11 protein-coding genes, 1 other RNA gene and 1 pseudogene are annotated in these 16066 nt (G+C 42.7%); 5 read left to right on the top strand and 8 right to left on the bottom strand.

Features of this window, described 5'->3' with window-relative positions; all coding sequences use genetic code 11:
• Window positions 1–6: 6 nt before the first annotated feature.
• Complete coding sequence (locus tag BACPLE_RS11615) at window positions 7–1404, top strand: PSP1 domain-containing protein (RefSeq protein ID WP_007562122.1); 1398 nt, start codon at window positions 7–9, stop codon at window positions 1402–1404.
• On the top strand, window positions 1391–1942 hold the full coding sequence (locus BACPLE_RS18905; RefSeq protein WP_081458127.1) for a gliding motility lipoprotein GldH: 552 nt from the start codon (window positions 1391–1393) through the stop codon (window positions 1940–1942). Before BACPLE_RS11615 ends, BACPLE_RS18905 begins: the two co-directional genes overlap by 14 nt.
• On the opposite strand, the gene rodA is transcribed toward BACPLE_RS18905, so the two are convergent.
• The 6 genes and pseudogenes from rodA to BACPLE_RS11585 form a co-directional block, all read right to left on the bottom strand.
• Window positions 1877–3334 (bottom strand): rod shape-determining protein RodA, encoded by a 1458-nt coding sequence (rodA, locus tag BACPLE_RS11610; protein WP_040313051.1) that lies wholly within the window; start codon window positions 3332–3334, stop codon window positions 1877–1879. The two genes, BACPLE_RS18905 and rodA, sit on opposite strands and share 66 nt — an antisense overlap.
• Window positions 3315–5165: a penicillin-binding protein 2 gene (gene mrdA / locus BACPLE_RS11605; RefSeq protein WP_007562116.1), complete on the bottom strand. Its 1851-nt coding sequence runs from the start codon at window positions 5163–5165 to the stop codon at window positions 3315–3317. Before mrdA ends, rodA begins: the two co-directional genes overlap by 20 nt.
• Window positions 5165–5662, bottom strand: coding sequence for a rod shape-determining protein MreD (gene mreD, locus BACPLE_RS11600; RefSeq protein ID WP_007562114.1), 498 nt, complete (start codon window positions 5660–5662; stop codon window positions 5165–5167). The genes mrdA and mreD overlap by 1 nt, the downstream gene beginning before the upstream one ends.
• A gap of 30 nt (window positions 5663–5692) precedes the next feature.
• A complete protein-coding gene (gene mreC, locus BACPLE_RS11595) occupies window positions 5693–6544 on the bottom strand; it encodes a rod shape-determining protein MreC (protein WP_007562113.1) in 852 nt (283 codons plus the stop codon).
• A gap of 89 nt (window positions 6545–6633) precedes the next feature.
• Entirely contained in the window at window positions 6634–7656 is a 1023-nt protein-coding gene (locus BACPLE_RS11590) for a rod shape-determining protein (RefSeq protein WP_007562111.1), read from the bottom strand.
• Between the two features lie 81 nt (window positions 7657–7737).
• Window positions 7738–8322, bottom strand: a pseudogene (locus BACPLE_RS11585) (IMP cyclohydrolase); the annotation flags it as partial.
• Window positions 8323–8566: 244 nt separating this feature from the next.
• Between BACPLE_RS11585 and BACPLE_RS11580 the strand changes: the two are divergent.
• Window positions 8567–10861 (top strand): inorganic phosphate transporter, encoded by a 2295-nt coding sequence (locus tag BACPLE_RS11580; protein WP_007562105.1) that lies wholly within the window; start codon window positions 8567–8569, stop codon window positions 10859–10861.
• A gap of 61 nt (window positions 10862–10922) precedes the next feature.
• On the opposite strand, the gene BACPLE_RS11575 is transcribed toward BACPLE_RS11580, so the two are convergent.
• Window positions 10923–11471 carry a beta-class carbonic anhydrase gene (locus tag BACPLE_RS11575; RefSeq protein ID WP_007562103.1) on the bottom strand — a complete coding sequence of 183 codons (549 nt, stop codon included), beginning with the start codon at window positions 11469–11471 and terminating at the stop codon, window positions 10923–10925.
• Window positions 11472–11628: 157 nt separating this feature from the next.
• On the opposite strand from BACPLE_RS11575, the gene BACPLE_RS11570 reads away from it, so the two are divergent.
• A complete protein-coding gene (locus BACPLE_RS11570) occupies window positions 11629–12807 on the top strand; it encodes a phosphoribosylaminoimidazolecarboxamide formyltransferase (protein ID WP_007562101.1) in 1179 nt (392 codons plus the stop codon).
• 126 nt (window positions 12808–12933) lie between these two features.
• Window positions 12934–13330: a transfer-messenger RNA gene (ssrA, locus tag BACPLE_RS18900) on the top strand.
• A gap of 440 nt (window positions 13331–13770) precedes the next feature.
• Here the strand turns inward: ssrA and BACPLE_RS11565 are convergent.
• Window positions 13771–16050 (bottom strand): RelA/SpoT family protein, encoded by a 2280-nt coding sequence (locus BACPLE_RS11565; protein ID WP_007562095.1) that lies wholly within the window; start codon window positions 16048–16050, stop codon window positions 13771–13773.
• Window positions 16051–16066: the final 16 nt, after the last annotated feature.

Here is a 16066-nt window from a genome sequence, read left to right as displayed (position 1 = left end):
CAATATATGGACGATTTCAAGCTTAAAAACGGAAGTGGCCGACTCTGCTGTGGAGGCTGCGGACGACAGAATAATAAATTGAATACTTACGACTGGCTGGCCGATATTCCTGGAAATGCAGACGAACAGGATATGGTGGAAGTTCAGTTTAAGAATACCCGTAAGGGATATTATAAAAACAGCAACGGGCTGCATTTGGAGAAGGGAGATATTGTGGCAGTGGAAGCCAGTCCGGGACATGACATCGGTACGGTAACACTGACCGGAAGACTGGTTCCCTTGCAGATGCGTAAGGCTAATTTGAAGCCTGATGCAGAAATACGCCGTATTTACCGTAAGGTAAAGCCGGTGGACATGGAAAAATATGAGGAAGCAAAATCACGTGAACATGATACAATGATTCGCTCGCGTAAGATTGCAGAAAGCCTGGGACTTCAGATGAAAATCGGTGACGTGGAATACCAGGGTGATGGCAATAAGGCAATATTCTATTACATTGCAGATGAACGTGTGGATTTCCGTCAGCTGATTAAGGTGCTGGCTGAGACTTTCCGGGTGCGTATCGAAATGAAACAGATTGGTGCACGTCAGGAAGCCGGACGTATCGGAGGAATCGGACCGTGCGGACGCGAGTTGTGCTGTGCTACGTGGATGACGAACTTCGTTTCAGTGTCGACCAGTGCGGCTCGTTTTCAGGATATTTCGCTTAATCCACAGAAACTGGCCGGACAGTGTGCCAAACTGAAATGCTGCCTGAATTATGAAGTAGATGCCTACGTGGAATGTCAGAAACGCTTGCCGAGTAAGGAAATTACCCTTGAAACGTTGGACAACATGTATTATTACTTCAAGGCAGATATTCTGAAAGGAACTATTACTTATAGTACGGATAAGAGTTTCCTGGCAAATGAAGTGACTATCTCCGCACGCAGAGCCTTTGAAGTGCTGAATATGAATAAACGGGGAGAAAAGCCTGAAAAATTGGATGACGAATTCTCCGGACGTGAATCGCAGCGTTCAAAAGACTTGCTGGAGCAAGAGAGCTTGACCCGTTTTGATAAGACAAAAGGTGGTAAGAACCGGAAAAAGAAACAAAAAGGGCAGGCATCACAAAACAATGCGTCAGCGGCTCCTGTAGAAGTGGGTAATGGACAAACTCCAGACGCTCCTAAGGAGAAAGAAAATAAAGGACCGCAAGGAAGAAATAACCGTCCACAGAGACCGAAAGGGAATCCGGCTCCGGCAGCTCCACAGGCTCCAGCGGCTGAAAATGCCGGAAATGCACCACAGGCAAAAGCCGGTCAGGAACCTCGCCCTAACCGCAACGGGCGGAGAAATTTCCGTCGGAATAACGAGGGAAACAAACGTCCGGAGCGTAATACAAATACGGATGTACAGGCTTAAAGAATCTTTTATCTATTATATAAAGGCAGGACTGGCACTATGTGTCTTGTTCCTGCTGAATGCCTGTCATACAGATACACGTTATCATGTATATCAGGCTGTTTCTGGTGAAGAAGGCTGGGATAAATCTGATTCCCTGGCTTTCCATCTTCCTGTAGGACTTTCTTCCGGTGAGTACCGGATGGAGATAGGCCTCCGTCATACCGGAGAATATCCTTATCGGGATATCTGGCTTTCGGTGACGCAGTCGGAAGGCGATTCAATACCGCCCTGCACGGATACACTGCACATTTATCTGACCGATGAAAAAGGACACTGGGTGCAGAGTGGGGCAATGGGAGGATTGTATCAGCATGTATATGTGTCAGATAAACCGGTTATTTTCTCTACCGACTCAATAGAACGCATTTTTCGTATCACTCATCTGATGAGGCAGAATCCATTGCCTGGAATATCCGATGTGGGAATCCGGTTATTTCTCCCTGGCCGCGTCAATGCGGAGGAAGACAAACAGCAGGATGGTAAATCCCCACAATGAGGAACCGCCGTAGCTGAAGAAGGGAAGGGGGATACCGATAACGGGGGTTAGTCCGAGAACCATTCCTATATTGATGAAGAGATGGAAAAAGAATATACTCAGTACACAGTAGCCGTATACTCTTCCAAAGCGGCTTTCCTGTCGCTCGGATAGCACGATAAGGCGTAGAATGAGTGCCATAAACAAGAAAATGACAAAAGCGGAGCCGACAAATCCTTGTTCTTCGCCAATGGTGCAGAAAATGAAGTCGGTATCCTGTTCCGGAACGTATTTCAATTTGGTCTGTGTTCCGTTGAGAAAGCCTTTTCCGAATAATCCTCCGGAACCGATGGCAATTTTACTTTGATTGACATTGTATCCGGCTCCTGCAGGATCATCTTTCATTCCCAATAACACTTCGATTCGAATCTTCTGGTGAGGTTCAAGTACCTGATTGAATACATAGTCGGTCGAGAAGAAAAAGATGCCCGAGCCAACTACGAACAGAATTACATAGAAATAAGCTCTCAGTCGTTCACGCAGATAGAAGAAAGCCAGTGTAAGTACGATACCTCCACAAAGGGCTAACTGGAGATGACATACATTAAACGGAATTACGTAGTTGGAAAACAAAGCTCCTAATAACGTTCCTCCGCCTCCGATACCGAAAATGTAGGCTGCAAGTTTGGGCGACTGACGCTGGCAATATCTTCCCACCAGAAAGGAAGAAAGCAGAATGACCAGCGTCAACACGGAGAATTCTCCCCATGATGTCATTTCATCAGGCATAATTTCTGCACTGAATTTTAGGCCGACAATAAAAAATACCACAGCACAGATTCCGGAGAATAGAACCGTTCCGGTCATCCCTTCCCTGTAGAGCATTAAAAAAAAGGATAGGTACACCAGGGCAGAACCTGTTTCTTTCTGGAGTATAATCAATGCCATAGGCAGCAGAATGATGCCCAATACGGTTATCAGATTGCGGGTGCGCTGCATCTGGAAAGTATATTCGTTTATATATTTTCCTAATGCAAGGGCTGTTGCAAATTTGGCGAACTCAGCAGGTTGCAGACTTACCGGTCCTAATACAATCCATGAACGTGAACCTTTGATTTCATGCGGGTTGAAGATAGTACCGAATAGTAGCAAAATCATGATGCCATAAAGCAGATAGGCATAGGTATCATATATGCGGTCTTCAAGCATGAGTATGACAAAGCCTATCCCCAGTGAACAGCCTATCCACATCAGCTGTTTACCGGCGCGTGTGGTAATATCCAGGAAATTCGGCTCACCATAATCATAACTTGCTCCACACACACTGACCCATCCGCAGATGACCAGTATCAGGTAAAGCCCGATGGTCCACCAGTCTACATTTTTCCATACACTACCTCTCATGTATCCCATAATCAATCCTCCTGTTTTGAATCTCTGTAGCCATGACTTCGTCTTCTGGCGAGAGTTTTCCTTTTAAATACTTTTCAATCATGAGTCGTCCGATGGGTACACCGTATACCGCACCGAATCCTCCGTTTTCCACATAGACTGCTATGGCAATCTTGGGATCTTTCATGGGAGCAAATCCCATAAAGGCTGAGTGGTCTTTTCCACGGTTCTGTGCCGTTCCGGTTTTTCCACATACTTCGATGTCGGGTAAGTTGGCTCCTCTACAAGTTCCGCCCAATACGGCAGAACGCATGCCTTGTACCACTTCCTCGTAATGTGAACGGTCTACCATGGTATATCTTTTCCGTGTGTAAAGTGTATCGAGCGGTTCACCTTCTACCTCTTTCACCACATGAGGTGTGATAAAATAGCCTCTGTTGGCGATGGTTGCTCCTAAGTTGGCTATTTGTAATGGAGTTAGTGTGACCTCACCTTGTCCGATGGAAATACTGATAATGGTCAGTCCATTCCATGAGCCTCGGTAAGCTTTGTCGTAGACGCTTGCATTGGGAATAAATCCTCTTTTTTCTCCGGGAAGGTCGATTCCCAACGGATAACCGAATCCCATGGATACCATATAATCTCTCCAGGTGTTCATGGCTTTTTGTACGGTTCCGTATTTCTTTCGGGCACCAATCATGTAATAGAGCCCCCAGCAGAAATATCCGTTGCAGGAAGTTGCTAATGCCGGAATCAGTGAAAGCGGCGAGGGGTGACCGTGGCAGCCAACATGAAGTCCCCGGAAGTTGAATCCACCAAAACACGGATAACTGGTCTGGGTGGTTATGATTCCCTCTTGCAGGAAGGTCAGTGCCTGCGAAGTTTTGAAAGTGGAGCCTGGCGGATAGGTACCCATGATGGCACGGTTCAGTAAAGGCTTCCAGGGGTCACGTGCCAGTATCAGATGGTTCTTACCGCGGTTTCTTCCGACCATTTTTCGAGGGTCGTAAGTCGGTGAAGAAACTAAGCAGAGCACCTCACCTGTGGATGGTTCTATGGCTACAATACTTCCGATTTTTCCTTCCAGCAGACGTTCTCCCAGCTCCTGAAGTTCGATGTCCAGACTCAGTCGCAGGTTTTTTCCTGCTACAGGAGCCTTATCGAATTTTCCGTCCATATAGTTCCCCTGGATTCGTCCTCGGGCATCACGTAATAATATTTCAATACCTTTTTCTCCTCGTAACTGCTTTTCGTAAGAACGCTCTACACCTAATTTACCGATAAAGTCGCCGGGAATATAGTATTCATCCTTTTCCATATCGGATTTGGAAACTTCGGCAATATCTCCCAGAATGTGAGCTCCGGCATTGTAGGTATATTGTCGGATGGTACGTCGCTGGATATAGAATCCTGGAAACTTAAATAGTTTTTCCTGGAACACACCACAATCTTCGGCCGACAGCTGGGTAAGAAATACCTGGTTGGTGTAAGGGGAGTAGCCAGGATTAAGCCGGCGATCTTTCATGTCACGGAATTTTTTTCTCAGAAACTCCGGTGAGATTTTCAGTGTTTGGCATAAATCCATGGTATCCAGCTCCGTAATTTCTTTCATAATCACGGTGATGTCGTAAGCAGCCTGATTATAAACCAGCAGTTTATCATTTCGGTCGTATATGACTCCCCGGCTTGGATATTGTATTTTTTTGAGGAAAGCGTTACTGTCGGCATTTTTCTTGTAGTCTTCACTCATGATTTGCAGTGAAAGTAAACGTATAAGAAAAATCAGTACAATCACAATGACTGCACCGCCAATTACATATTTTCGCTTTTCAAGATCGTAGTTTCTTTCCACTATTTTTTCCTCCTGACAGAATCAACACATAAGATGAATATGAGCGTGACAATTGTATCACTGGCAATTTTCAGCAACAGCGTGGGCATGTTGGCCAATGAGAATGTATCCAAGATATTCAGTATGAAAGCATGTAATAAAACAAGGACTATCGTATATCGGAAGAATGAAGCAAATCCCATCTGATACATGCCTGGTTCAAAGTTGTCTGTAATGTCACGCAAGGAAAACAATCTTAGAATCCATGGGCGGCAGAAGGCTGTACATACGGCTGTGGCAGCGTTTAATCCTGGTGTATTGCTGAAAATATCGATGCAAAGTCCTAAAGAAAAGGCCCATAACATTAATCCCTTACGGCTGTTGTCTGAATCTATTTTCAATAAAAAGTAGATGTAGAACAACGGTGTGGCATATTGTTCAAAATGAATGTGGTTGAGTACCAGTACTTGCAGTAAGACAAGTATGATGAACCATTCAAGACGTATGATATATTGCATAATTACCTTGGCTTTCTGTATCGTTAATTTTTATGGTTGCATTGAATGTATGCTATCCTCAAGTTGTGCCTGCTCAGTGCCGTTGAATGACCCTAAAACCCTGACATTGTTCAGTCGGGCAAAGTCCGTGAATAACTTGACCTTGAGCAGGTAAGATAGTCCGTCGTGGCTGTCTTCCATGTCATCTACAGTGCCTACAGGTATCCCGGCTGGAAAAACGGCGCTGTGCCCACTTGTTACAATCGTATCACCCAATGAGAATTCGGAATGTCGGGGCATATCTTTGACGTAGGCATATTGTGAAGAACCTCCTTCCCATTTCAGAAAACCGAAATAAGAGGTTCGTTTGATTTTACAGCTGATGCTGCTTTTAGAGTTTAATACAGGCAGTACTATGGCATGATGCTTTCCTGTGAGGTAAACAATGCCGACTACTCCGTTTCCACATACGACTCCCATTTCCGGGCGGATGCCGTCGGCTTCTCCTTTGTCGATGGTAATGAAATTGTTGGGGTGTGTGATGCTGTTGTTGACTACTCTTGCATCATATAACACATAGTCTTTTAATGCTTCTTTACGCAGGTTAGCCACTCCTGTAGTGTCTTGTGTATATTGTTCTAAGGCTTGTGACAAGCGTTCCACTTCAATTTCCAGTTCGACATTTCGTGCAGTTAAGTCTTTGTTGACTTCTGTCAGGCCAAAATAGCGTGTTACTTGACTGGAGGCTTCGTATACTATCCCTGCGAGGTAATTAGCAGAAGTAAAGAAAGTACTTCCCTGATAGTTGTTGAAACGGAACAGCAGGGTAAGTGAAATAACCTCCAAAAGAACGAAAAGGAACCAGTGATTATATTTCAGCAGAAAATTAAGCAGGTTTCGCATGTCAGAGAATCCGAATGGTGTATAAACGAAAAAATGAAAATTGAAAATGAAGAAATCTGAAATCTCTTCATTTTCAATTTTTTATGATATTATCTCATCAGGAATGAGAAACGATCTACATTCTTCAGTGCAATGCCTGTTCCCTTGGCTACGCTCAGCAAAGGATCTTCGGCAATATGGAAAGGAATGTTGATTTTATCTGTCAGTCGTTTGTCAAGTCCTCTCAGAAGCGCTCCGCCTCCAGCCAGATAGATACCATTGTTTACAATGTCGGCATACAATTCAGGAGGTGTATTTTCCAGGGCACTTAAAATAGCTGTTTCTATTTTGGCAATGCTCTTTTCCATACAATGCGCGATTTCCTGATAGCATACCGGAACCTCCATCGGCAGGGCAGTAATTCTGTTTGGACCACGTACGATATAATCTTCAGGTGCATCATCTCCCAGGTCTGTCATGGCTGCACCTACGTGAATCTTGATACGCTCTGCCATTCTTTCACTGACTTTGACATTGTGCTGACGGCTCATGTATTCCTGAATATCGGCTGTCAAATCATCTCCGGCTACACGGATAGAGTTATTTGACACAATACCTCCCAAAGAAATGACGGCGATTTCTGTAGAACCTCCACCTATGTCAACTACCATGTTACCTTCCGGAGCTTCTACATCCAGTCCGATACCGATAGCTGCAGCCATAGGTTCGAATATCAGGTAGACATCACGTCCTCCTGCATGTTCCGCGCTGTCACGTACGGCGCGTAATTCTACTTCTGTAGAACCGGAAGGTACTCCGATTACCATACGTAAAGAGGGAGTGAAGAAATGGCGTCCTGTATTTACTTTTTTAATCAATCCGCGCATCATCTGTTCGCAAGCGTTGAAGTCGGCAATAACACCGTCACGTAACGGACGTACAGTGCGAATGTTCGGATTTTCTTTTTCGTACATCAGCTTGGCACGTTCACCTACGGCAATCATCTTGTCTGTGCGACGATCCAATGCAACAACAGATGGTTCGTCTACCACAATCTTGTCATTGCTGATAATGATGGTATTGGCTGTGCCAAGGTCCATCGCTATGTTTTGTGTAAAGGAGAATAATCCCATTCCTTTAATATAAGTCTAGAATTTTGAAATTAATAAATCCGTTTTAGGAAGACTGAATGACTGCCAGCACAATTATTTTTTGAAATAATCGCGGATAGCAGTGTCGTAGTGTGAAGAAACAGTAAATGCTTCACCTGCAAACCAACGGCGTTGTTCGCGTGTGGTTACAGCTCCCTGTTTGTTGAGGATTTCCAATAAGGGTTGGTATTGATGCTTGCTGGCTACGATTACTACATCATTGAAGTTCTTAGCTCCGGCACGAATCAATGAGATACCACCTATATCAATTTTTTCGATGATGTCTTGTTCTGCTGCACCGCTTGCAACTGTATCTTCAAAAGGATACAAGTCTACAATAACCAAGTCAATCTCTGGAATTTCATACTGAGCAACCTGCTTCTGGTCGCCTTCCAGTTCTCTACGGCAAAGGATACCTCCAAAGATTTTAGGATGCAATGTCTTAACGCGTCCTCCAAGAATAGAAGGATAAGTGGTAATGTCTTCTACAGCCTTGCAAGGATAACCTAATGATTCAATGAACTGACGTGTTCCTCCGGTAGACAAGAACTCAACGCCTTCTGCATGAAGCTTGGCCAGGATGGCGTCCAAACCGTCTTTATGGTAAACAGACACCAATGCGGTCTTTATTTTCTTTGATTCTGACATAAATGTTTGATATTTAAAATTCAGTTGCAAAATTACGAATTTTCAGATGATAAACGCAGGATAATGAGCATAAAATATCTTTTTTTTGCATTCTCACTGAAAGTTTTAATGCTGTCGTTTGAAGAGATACAAAGTTTTTTCAGGCTGTCCTTTTTATTTTGTAACACGATTGTAACATATATGACATTCTTTTATAACACGAACGAAATATTTTTGCACTCGGAAAAAACTTAACAAAACAAGTATGGAAACTGTTTATTTAGGAATTGTTATTTTCTTATTTATGCTGGCAGTCTTTGATTTGCTGGTGGGGGTCAGTAATGACGCAGTGAATTTCATGAACTCTGCGGTAGGTGCAAAAGTGGCAAAGTTCAGAACAATTATTATTGTAGCTGCTATCGGAGTGTTTGCTGGAGCGGTGCTGAGTAACGGGATGATGGATATTGCCCGTCACGGAATTTTTCATCCGGTAAACTTCAGCTTTTATGAAATCATGTGTATTCTGCTCGCGGTAATGGTGACGGATGTGGTCCTTCTGGATGTCTTTAATACGTTAGGACTTCCTACTTCTACCACTGTTTCAATGGTATTTGAATTATTGGGAGGTACTTTTATTCTTGCCATTTTAAAGATTGTCGGTGATGAAACCGGACTGTTAACCTTAGGTGATATGATGAATACGGAAAAGGCCCTTTCTGTGATTATGGGTATTTTCCTTTCGGTAGCTGTCGCTTTTATTGTCGGTACTATTGTACAATATATATCTCGACTAATTTTCAGTTTCAATTATAAAAAGAATCTTTCTTGGACTATTGGAATTTTCGGTGGTATTGCCGTAACTTCTTTGGGGTATTTTATTATCATTAAGGGGCTGAAGAGTGCTTCTTTTATGACTCCGGAAGCTTTGCAATGGATTCAAGATAATACAATGGCATTGGTAGGTGGATGCTTTGTCGTGTTTACCATACTCATGCAGGTGTTGCACTGGTGCAAGGTAAATGTGTTTAAGATTATTGTATTGCTGGGTACATTCTCTCTGGCATTGGCTTTTGCCGGAAATGACTTGGTTAACTTTATCGGTGTACCTTTGGCTGGTTTCTCTGCTTATACAGATTATGTCGCTAATTCTAACGGTGCCGGAATACATGACTTTATGATGTCTTCGTTGATGTCTTCTGCCAAGACTCCTCCTATTTTCCTGATTGCGTCTGGTATCGTGATGGTATATGCGCTGGCCACTTCAAAGAAAGCGAAGAATGTAATCAAGACTTCTGTAGATTTGGCTCGTCAGGAAGAAGGTGATGAAATGTTCGGTTCTTCTGCATTGGCTCGTGTGATTGTTCGTCGTGCGACTAATATCAATGATTTTCTGGTACGTGTTATTCCGGTAAATGTTCGTCGTTGGATTGACAGCCGTTTCAATAAAGATGAGGTTATTTTGGCAGACGGAGCTGCGTTTGATATGGTACGTGCTTCTGTGAATCTGGTTCTTTCCGGATTGTTGATTATCATCGGTACAACCATGAAACTGCCTTTGTCTACTACTTATGTTACATTCATTGTAGCGATGGGTAGCTCGTTGGCCGACCGCGCCTGGAGTCGTGAAAGTGCTGTATATCGTATTACGGGTATGCTTTCTGTGATTGGTGGTTGGTTTATCACTGCATTTGTAGCTTTCACTATCTGTGCTTTGGTAACTTTCATCATGTTCTACACCAGCTTCTTCGGTATGTTTGTATTTATCGTAATAGCTGTGGTACTTCTTGTTCGTAGTAATATTAAATATGGAAAGAAGGAAAAGATTGAAAGCCAGGATGATGTGTTTAAACGCATGATGAGTAGTAAGGATAAGGGTGAAACTTTGGCTTTGCTTCGTCAGCATGTACAGGAAACACTGACTGATTATGTGGGTTTCTGTGAAAAGACGTATGTACAGGTAACCGACGGGTTCATTAATGAAGATTTGCGTAGCTTGCGAAAGGCTATGAGTGCGACGGACGACCAGAAAAAAATGTTGAAGAAACGTCGTCGTAAGGAAATACTTGGTCTCCGCCGTTTGCCGATAACCGTGGCTATGGAAAAGAATACTTGGTTCCACTTGGGAAGTAACAGTTGTGAGCAGATGCTTTATTGCTTGAAGCGAATTTGTGAACCATGTAAGGAGCATGTAGACAATAACTTTAATCCGATTTCTCCGGATTGTGTAAAAGAATTTTTGCCTGTACGTGATGAATTATGCAAACTGATGGAACGTGCCAAAGTGGCTATCAGCCAGGATAATTATGAAGATGCAGATGATATTCTGAAAAAAGGAGATGACCTGAAAAATCGTATCTCTGCTTTGCGTAAACAGCAGATGAACCGCATGCAGGAAGGCGATAATGCAAGCTTGAAGGCATCTATGGTATATTTGAATATTCTTCAGGAATCTCAGGAGTTGGTAAGTATCTGGCGTCATTTGCTTCGTGCCAGCCGCTTCTTCCAGGGAGATTATGTACCTCAGGAAGTTTCAATGATTGCGCTTACAGAAGAAAGATAATTTTGTATCCTTAAAAAGAAGGCCGATAAAGGGTTAATGCCCTTTATCGGCTTTTATTTTTTTATTTGTCTTCTATTTCGGTGAGATTCCCTGTTGTGGAATTCATGATAAACCCTCTTACTTTTATGTCTTGAGGCACGAGCGGGTGATGGCGTACGATGTGTACACTCTTTTGTACGGCTTCTTCCGTGTCGTTAAATCCGCTGAGCCATGAGTTAAGGTTGATGTCACAATATTGCATCATTTCAATATGGTCTTGTGAGATTCCTCTTTCACGCATGTGCTGTAGCATGGTTTCACTGTCCATGTGCTGTACGCCACAATCGGTATGTCCGATAATCATGACTTCTTCTACTCCTAACTCATAGATTGCCACAAGTAAGCTTCGCATGGCACTGCCGAAAGGGTGAGTGATGGTACCTCCGGCATTCTTGATGATTTTGACGTCACCGTTCTTTATTCCTAAGGCTGCGGGAAGTAATTCTGTCAGGCGGGTATCCATGCAAGTGACAATGGCAATTTTTTTGTCAGGGTATTTGTTCGTTATGTACTTTTCGTATCCCTTGGTTTCTACGAAAGTCTTGTTGAAATTTAATAATTCGTCTATCATAACATTTATATTTTGTATAGAATATAGGCAAAAATACAGATTTATTTTGTGATATTCCAGTTGGCTTTTGGAGGAATTCTTAAAATCATGCACTTATCATGAAGAAGCTTCTGATTTTTTCGTACTTTTGTAGAAAATTCAACCAAACTATTAAAATATGGCTAAAGAACTCGAACTCAAGTACGGCTGTAACCCTAACCAGAAGCCGGCCCGCATTTTCATGCAGGAGGGAGAACTGCCTATTGAAGTATTGAACGGACGTCCTGGATACATTAACTTCCTGGATGCGTTTAACGGATGGCAGTTGGTGAAAGAATTGAAAGAAGCTACCGGAATGCCGGCTGCAACTTCGTTCAAGCACGTGAGTCCTGCCGGAGCCGCAATCGGTCTGGAACTGGATGAAACCATGAAAAAGATTTATTTCGTGGATAATTTGCCTTTATCTCCGTTGGCAAATGCGTACGTGCGTGCGCGTGGAGCAGACCGTATGTCATCGTATGGCGATTTTATAGCTTTGAGTGACGTCTGTGATGAAGAAACAGCTCGTTTTATCAATCGTGAGGTTTCTGACGGCGTGATTGCTCCGGGATACACTGACGCAGCCCTTGAAATTCTGAAAAATAAACGTAAGGGTACTTATAACGTGATTAAAATTGATCCGGAATATCGTCCGAATCCCATTGAACGTAAGGATGTGTTTGGTATCACTTTTGAGCAGGGGCGTAACGAAGTGAAATTGAATGGAGCAGAATTGTTTGAAAACATTCCGACTCAGAATAAGAATTTCCCTGAAGCTGCTAAACGTGATTTGATGATTGCATTAATCACTTTGAAATATACTCAGTCTAATTCTGTTTGCTACGTGAAGGATGGACAGGCTATCGGTATTGGTGCCGGACAGCAGAGCCGTATCCATTGTACTCGCCTGGCTGGTAATAAGGCTGATATCTGGTATTTGCGCCAGCATCCGAAGGTGCTGAATTTGCCTTGGGTAGAAAAGATCCGTCGTGCCGATCGTGATAATACCATCGATATTTATATTAGCGAAGATCATGACGATGTATTGGCTGATGGAGTATGGCAGCAGTTCTACACTGAGAAACCTGAAGTATTGACACGCGAAGAAAAACGTGCTTGGCTTGATACATTGAAGGGAGTATCATTGGGTTCGGATGCTTTCTTCCCGTTTGGAGATAATATTGAACGTGCTCACAAGAGTGGCGTGGAATATATTGCTCAGGCAGGAGGTTCTGTGCGTGATGACCATGTGATTGAAACTTGCGATAAATACGGTATTGCAATGGCATTTACGGGAATCCGTTTATTCCATCATTAATAATGAATTAGTCTGAAAATAGAGGGGTAAATTTGCTGGCGAGGATGAAAAACAAGTGAATTTACCTCTCTTTTTTTGTAAATAGTATTTGATTTACTATCTTTGCAAAAGTTTGATACTAATCTTGGGCTTGTTTGGTTTTGACAGCGAGAGATGTGGTATGTAAGCATGCAGTGCGTCAGTGATTTGCACTATAATCTCAGTTACTGAACAATTATCTGGCAACGAAAACTATGCTCTCGCTGCTTAATCGAAGTACAGTAGATTAGCTTTATTTCCGTCAAAGTGATGGAAACGAGACATCGCTCAAAAGCTCTTGTTCCGAAGCGTTTGGTTTAGCGGTGCAGCAAATTCGGAAATAGTTTTGGTCTCGTTCCGCGACTGAAATGAAATTTTAGGAACTAAGGTATAAGTGGGTGGCTCTGGTCTTGCTTATGCACGAAAACCGAAGGCAGAGATAAGCATGTAGAAAGCATATGGCTTCCTTGTTTGGACGAGGGTTCGACTCCCTCCAGGTCCACGATGATTATTTTAAACCGCTGAATATCAGCGGTTTTTGTTTTTTTAGCTCTTATACTTTTCCCGTTTTATCAGTCAGCTCCATCAGAAAAGCTATATAAAAATCTGAAGCTCTATTCGGATAGAGCTGTTCTATATTATTGCCCGATGCAATAGAAATTGTACAGGAAATATCTTTACGATGATGTCGCAGCACGTTCGTGTTAAGACCTCGACACGTACGTGTCGACCTCTCCGCACGTACGTGTCATGACCTCGTCACGTACGTGTCGAGGTAAATCTGGTTTTGTCTTCAAGAAATAACGAACGGATATTTCATGAAAAAGTTCAGGAATTCTTTACAAAAACAAAAGAGACCGGTATCTCAGCGGAGAGACCGGTCCTGAATTTGAGTAAGATTTTTTATCGGATTGGCTATAACGGAAATGCGACAACAGCAAGTTTTTAATCGGTAATGGTGTCATCGAAGTTTTCTATTCGGGTGACTTTCTTGATGTGGTCTAATTTCTTAAGGTTCTCGCAGATGGTATTTACATCATCTACATCGTGTACAAACAATTGAATTCGGCCTTCAAAAATACCATCATTGGACTCGATATTCAATTTGTGAATATTTACGTTCAACTGTTGTGATATAATACCTGTTACTTGGTTAAGCACCCCAATTCCATCGATTCCTTTCATGTATACATTTACCGGGAAGTTAAGTGCTTTGCCAATTTCCCATTGTACGGCCAATAATCTGTTGCCAAAGCTGGTTTTCAGTTGCGTAGCTATCGGGCATTGGCGCTTATGGATAATAATTCGATTGTTGTCGTCAATATATCCTAAGACATCATCTCCAGGGATTGGTTTACAGCAGTCTGCAATGATGTAGTGTTTCTGAATTTCTTCAGGCGTAAGCTTGACAATTTTCTTCTTGTCGATGTTCAAAGCAGGTTTTTCTTTGGAAGATGCATTATCCTGAGACTTGGGTTTGCTTCCTCCTCCAAATGCAAATGCAATGTATTTTTTCCAATTTGTAGGGGTGGATTTTTCTTTTAACTCATTCTTATCCAAATCTCCTAAGGTGAAAACTTTTTGCCCGATCTGGTACATCAAGTCTTCAGGAGTTTTTAATTTATGAAGGGTACAGAGCTTCTGGATGTTCGTTTCGGTAGCTTCAATGCCTTCTTTCTTAAGGAATTCATGCAGCATGTCTTCTCCGGCCTGTTGGACTTCCTTTCGTTCTCTTTTGAGGATGGATAATATTTTAGCCTTGGCTTTTGCTGTCGTGGCAAAATTAATCCATGAAGGTTGTACTTTCTGTGATTTTGAAGTCAGAATTTCTACCTGATCTCCACTTTGCAGTTTATGGCTCAGTGGTACCAGTTTATGGTTTACTTTAGCTCCAATACAATGGCTTCCTAAGAATGTATGAATGGAGAAAGCAAAATCAAGTGCGGTTGCATTCTGAGGCATCGTTTTAATTTCACCCTTAGGAGTAAATACAAATATCTCAGATGCGAAAAGATTAAGCTTGATTGTATCCAAAAAATCAAGGGCATCGGGCTGCGGATCATCCAAAATTTCTTTGATGGTTTTCAGCCATTTGCTAAGTTCTCCTTCGTCTTCACTTCCTCCTCCTTCTTTGTATTTCCAGTGTGCAGCAAAACCTTGTTCTGCTACATCATTCATTCGCTCACTTCTGATCTGAACTTCAATCCACTGTCCTTTGTTGCTCATCAATGTCACATGAAGAGCCTGATATCCATTGGCTTTTGGATGGCTGACCCAATCGCGCAAACGGTCAGGATGAGGCTTATATATCCGGGAGATAGCTACATAAATGTTGAAGCAGTCATTCAGTTCTTCCTCTTCATTCTTAGGAGTGAATATGATGCGTACGGCAAGTATGTCATAGATTTCTTCAAACGTGATATGTTTGTTTTGCATCTTGTTCCAGATGGAGTAGGGAGACTTGATACGTGCCAGAATACGATAAGGGAGTCCCATTTTATCTAATTGTTCGCGAATGGGAGCTGTGAATTCTTCAAATAAGTTGGTTCTTTCTGCTTGAGTAGCCTTTAGCTTTTCTTCGATTTGCTGGTAAGCTTCTGGGTGTTCATATTTAAAACTTAAGTCTTCCAATTCAGTCTTGATACGATTCAGACCCAGTCGGTTGGCGAGAGGAGCGTAGATATAGAGTGTTTCCCCGGCAATTTTATATTGTTTGCTTGGAAGCATGGAGCCTAAGGTACGCATATTATGCAACCGGTCGGCAATTTTTATAAGAATGACACGGATGTCATCATTCATTGTGAGAAGCAACTTCTTAAAGTTCTCTGCTTGTGCAGAAGCTCTGTCTCCGAAGATTCCTCCTGAGATTTTGGTTAATCCATCTACAATTTGAGCAATCTTAGGTCCAAACAAGTTTTCGATATCCTCTACGGTGTAGTCAGTATCTTCTACTACGTCGTGGAGTAGAGCAGAACAAATAGAGGTAGATCCTAAGCCGATTTCTACGCAGGCGATGCGTGCTACAGCGATAGGATGTAGAATATAAGGCTCGCCCGAACGTCGGCGCACTCCTTTGTGTGCCTGTCGGGCGAAATTAAATGCTTTTGTAATTATCTCGACTTTTTTCCGATGTTTACTTTTCAGGTATTGGTCCAATAGCTCCTGAAATGCTTCATCAATCAGTTTTTCATCTGTCTGTTCCTGCGTAAGTTTCTCCTCGGTCATAATTCTCTCCCTTTTC

The sequence above is a fragment of the Phocaeicola plebeius DSM 17135 genome (genome assembly GCF_000187895.1).
In the GTDB taxonomy this organism is placed as follows: domain Bacteria; phylum Bacteroidota; class Bacteroidia; order Bacteroidales; family Bacteroidaceae; genus Phocaeicola; species Phocaeicola plebeius.
Note: the sequence above shows the minus strand (reverse complement) of the source record. Positions and strands in the feature narration are given on the sequence as shown.

Excerpts from the sequence above, each read along its gene's own strand:
- BACPLE_RS11580 (WP_007562105.1), top strand. The coding sequence starts at position 8,567 with ATGGAAACTGTTTATTTAGGAATTGTTATTTTCTTATTTATGCTGGCA.
- BACPLE_RS11590 (WP_007562111.1), bottom strand. The coding sequence starts at position 7,656 with ATGGGATTATTCTCCTTTACACAAAACATAGCGATGGACCTTGGCACA.
- BACPLE_RS11565 (WP_007562095.1), bottom strand. The coding sequence starts at position 16,050 with ATGACCGAGGAGAAACTTACGCAGGAACAGACAGATGAAAAACTGATT.
- BACPLE_RS11570 (WP_007562101.1), top strand. The coding sequence starts at position 11,629 with ATGGCTAAAGAACTCGAACTCAAGTACGGCTGTAACCCTAACCAGAAG.
- mreD (WP_007562114.1), bottom strand. The coding sequence starts at position 5,662 with ATGCAATATATCATACGTCTTGAATGGTTCATCATACTTGTCTTACTG.
- BACPLE_RS11575 (WP_007562103.1), bottom strand. The coding sequence starts at position 11,471 with ATGATAGACGAATTATTAAATTTCAACAAGACTTTCGTAGAAACCAAG.
- rodA (WP_040313051.1), bottom strand. The coding sequence starts at position 3,334 with ATGGGATACATGAGAGGTAGTGTATGGAAAAATGTAGACTGGTGGACC.
- BACPLE_RS11615 (WP_007562122.1), top strand. The coding sequence starts at position 7 with ATGGACGATTTCAAGCTTAAAAACGGAAGTGGCCGACTCTGCTGTGGA.
- mreC (WP_007562113.1), bottom strand. The coding sequence starts at position 6,544 with ATGCGAAACCTGCTTAATTTTCTGCTGAAATATAATCACTGGTTCCTT.
- BACPLE_RS18905 (WP_081458127.1), top strand. The coding sequence starts at position 1,391 with ATGTACAGGCTTAAAGAATCTTTTATCTATTATATAAAGGCAGGACTG.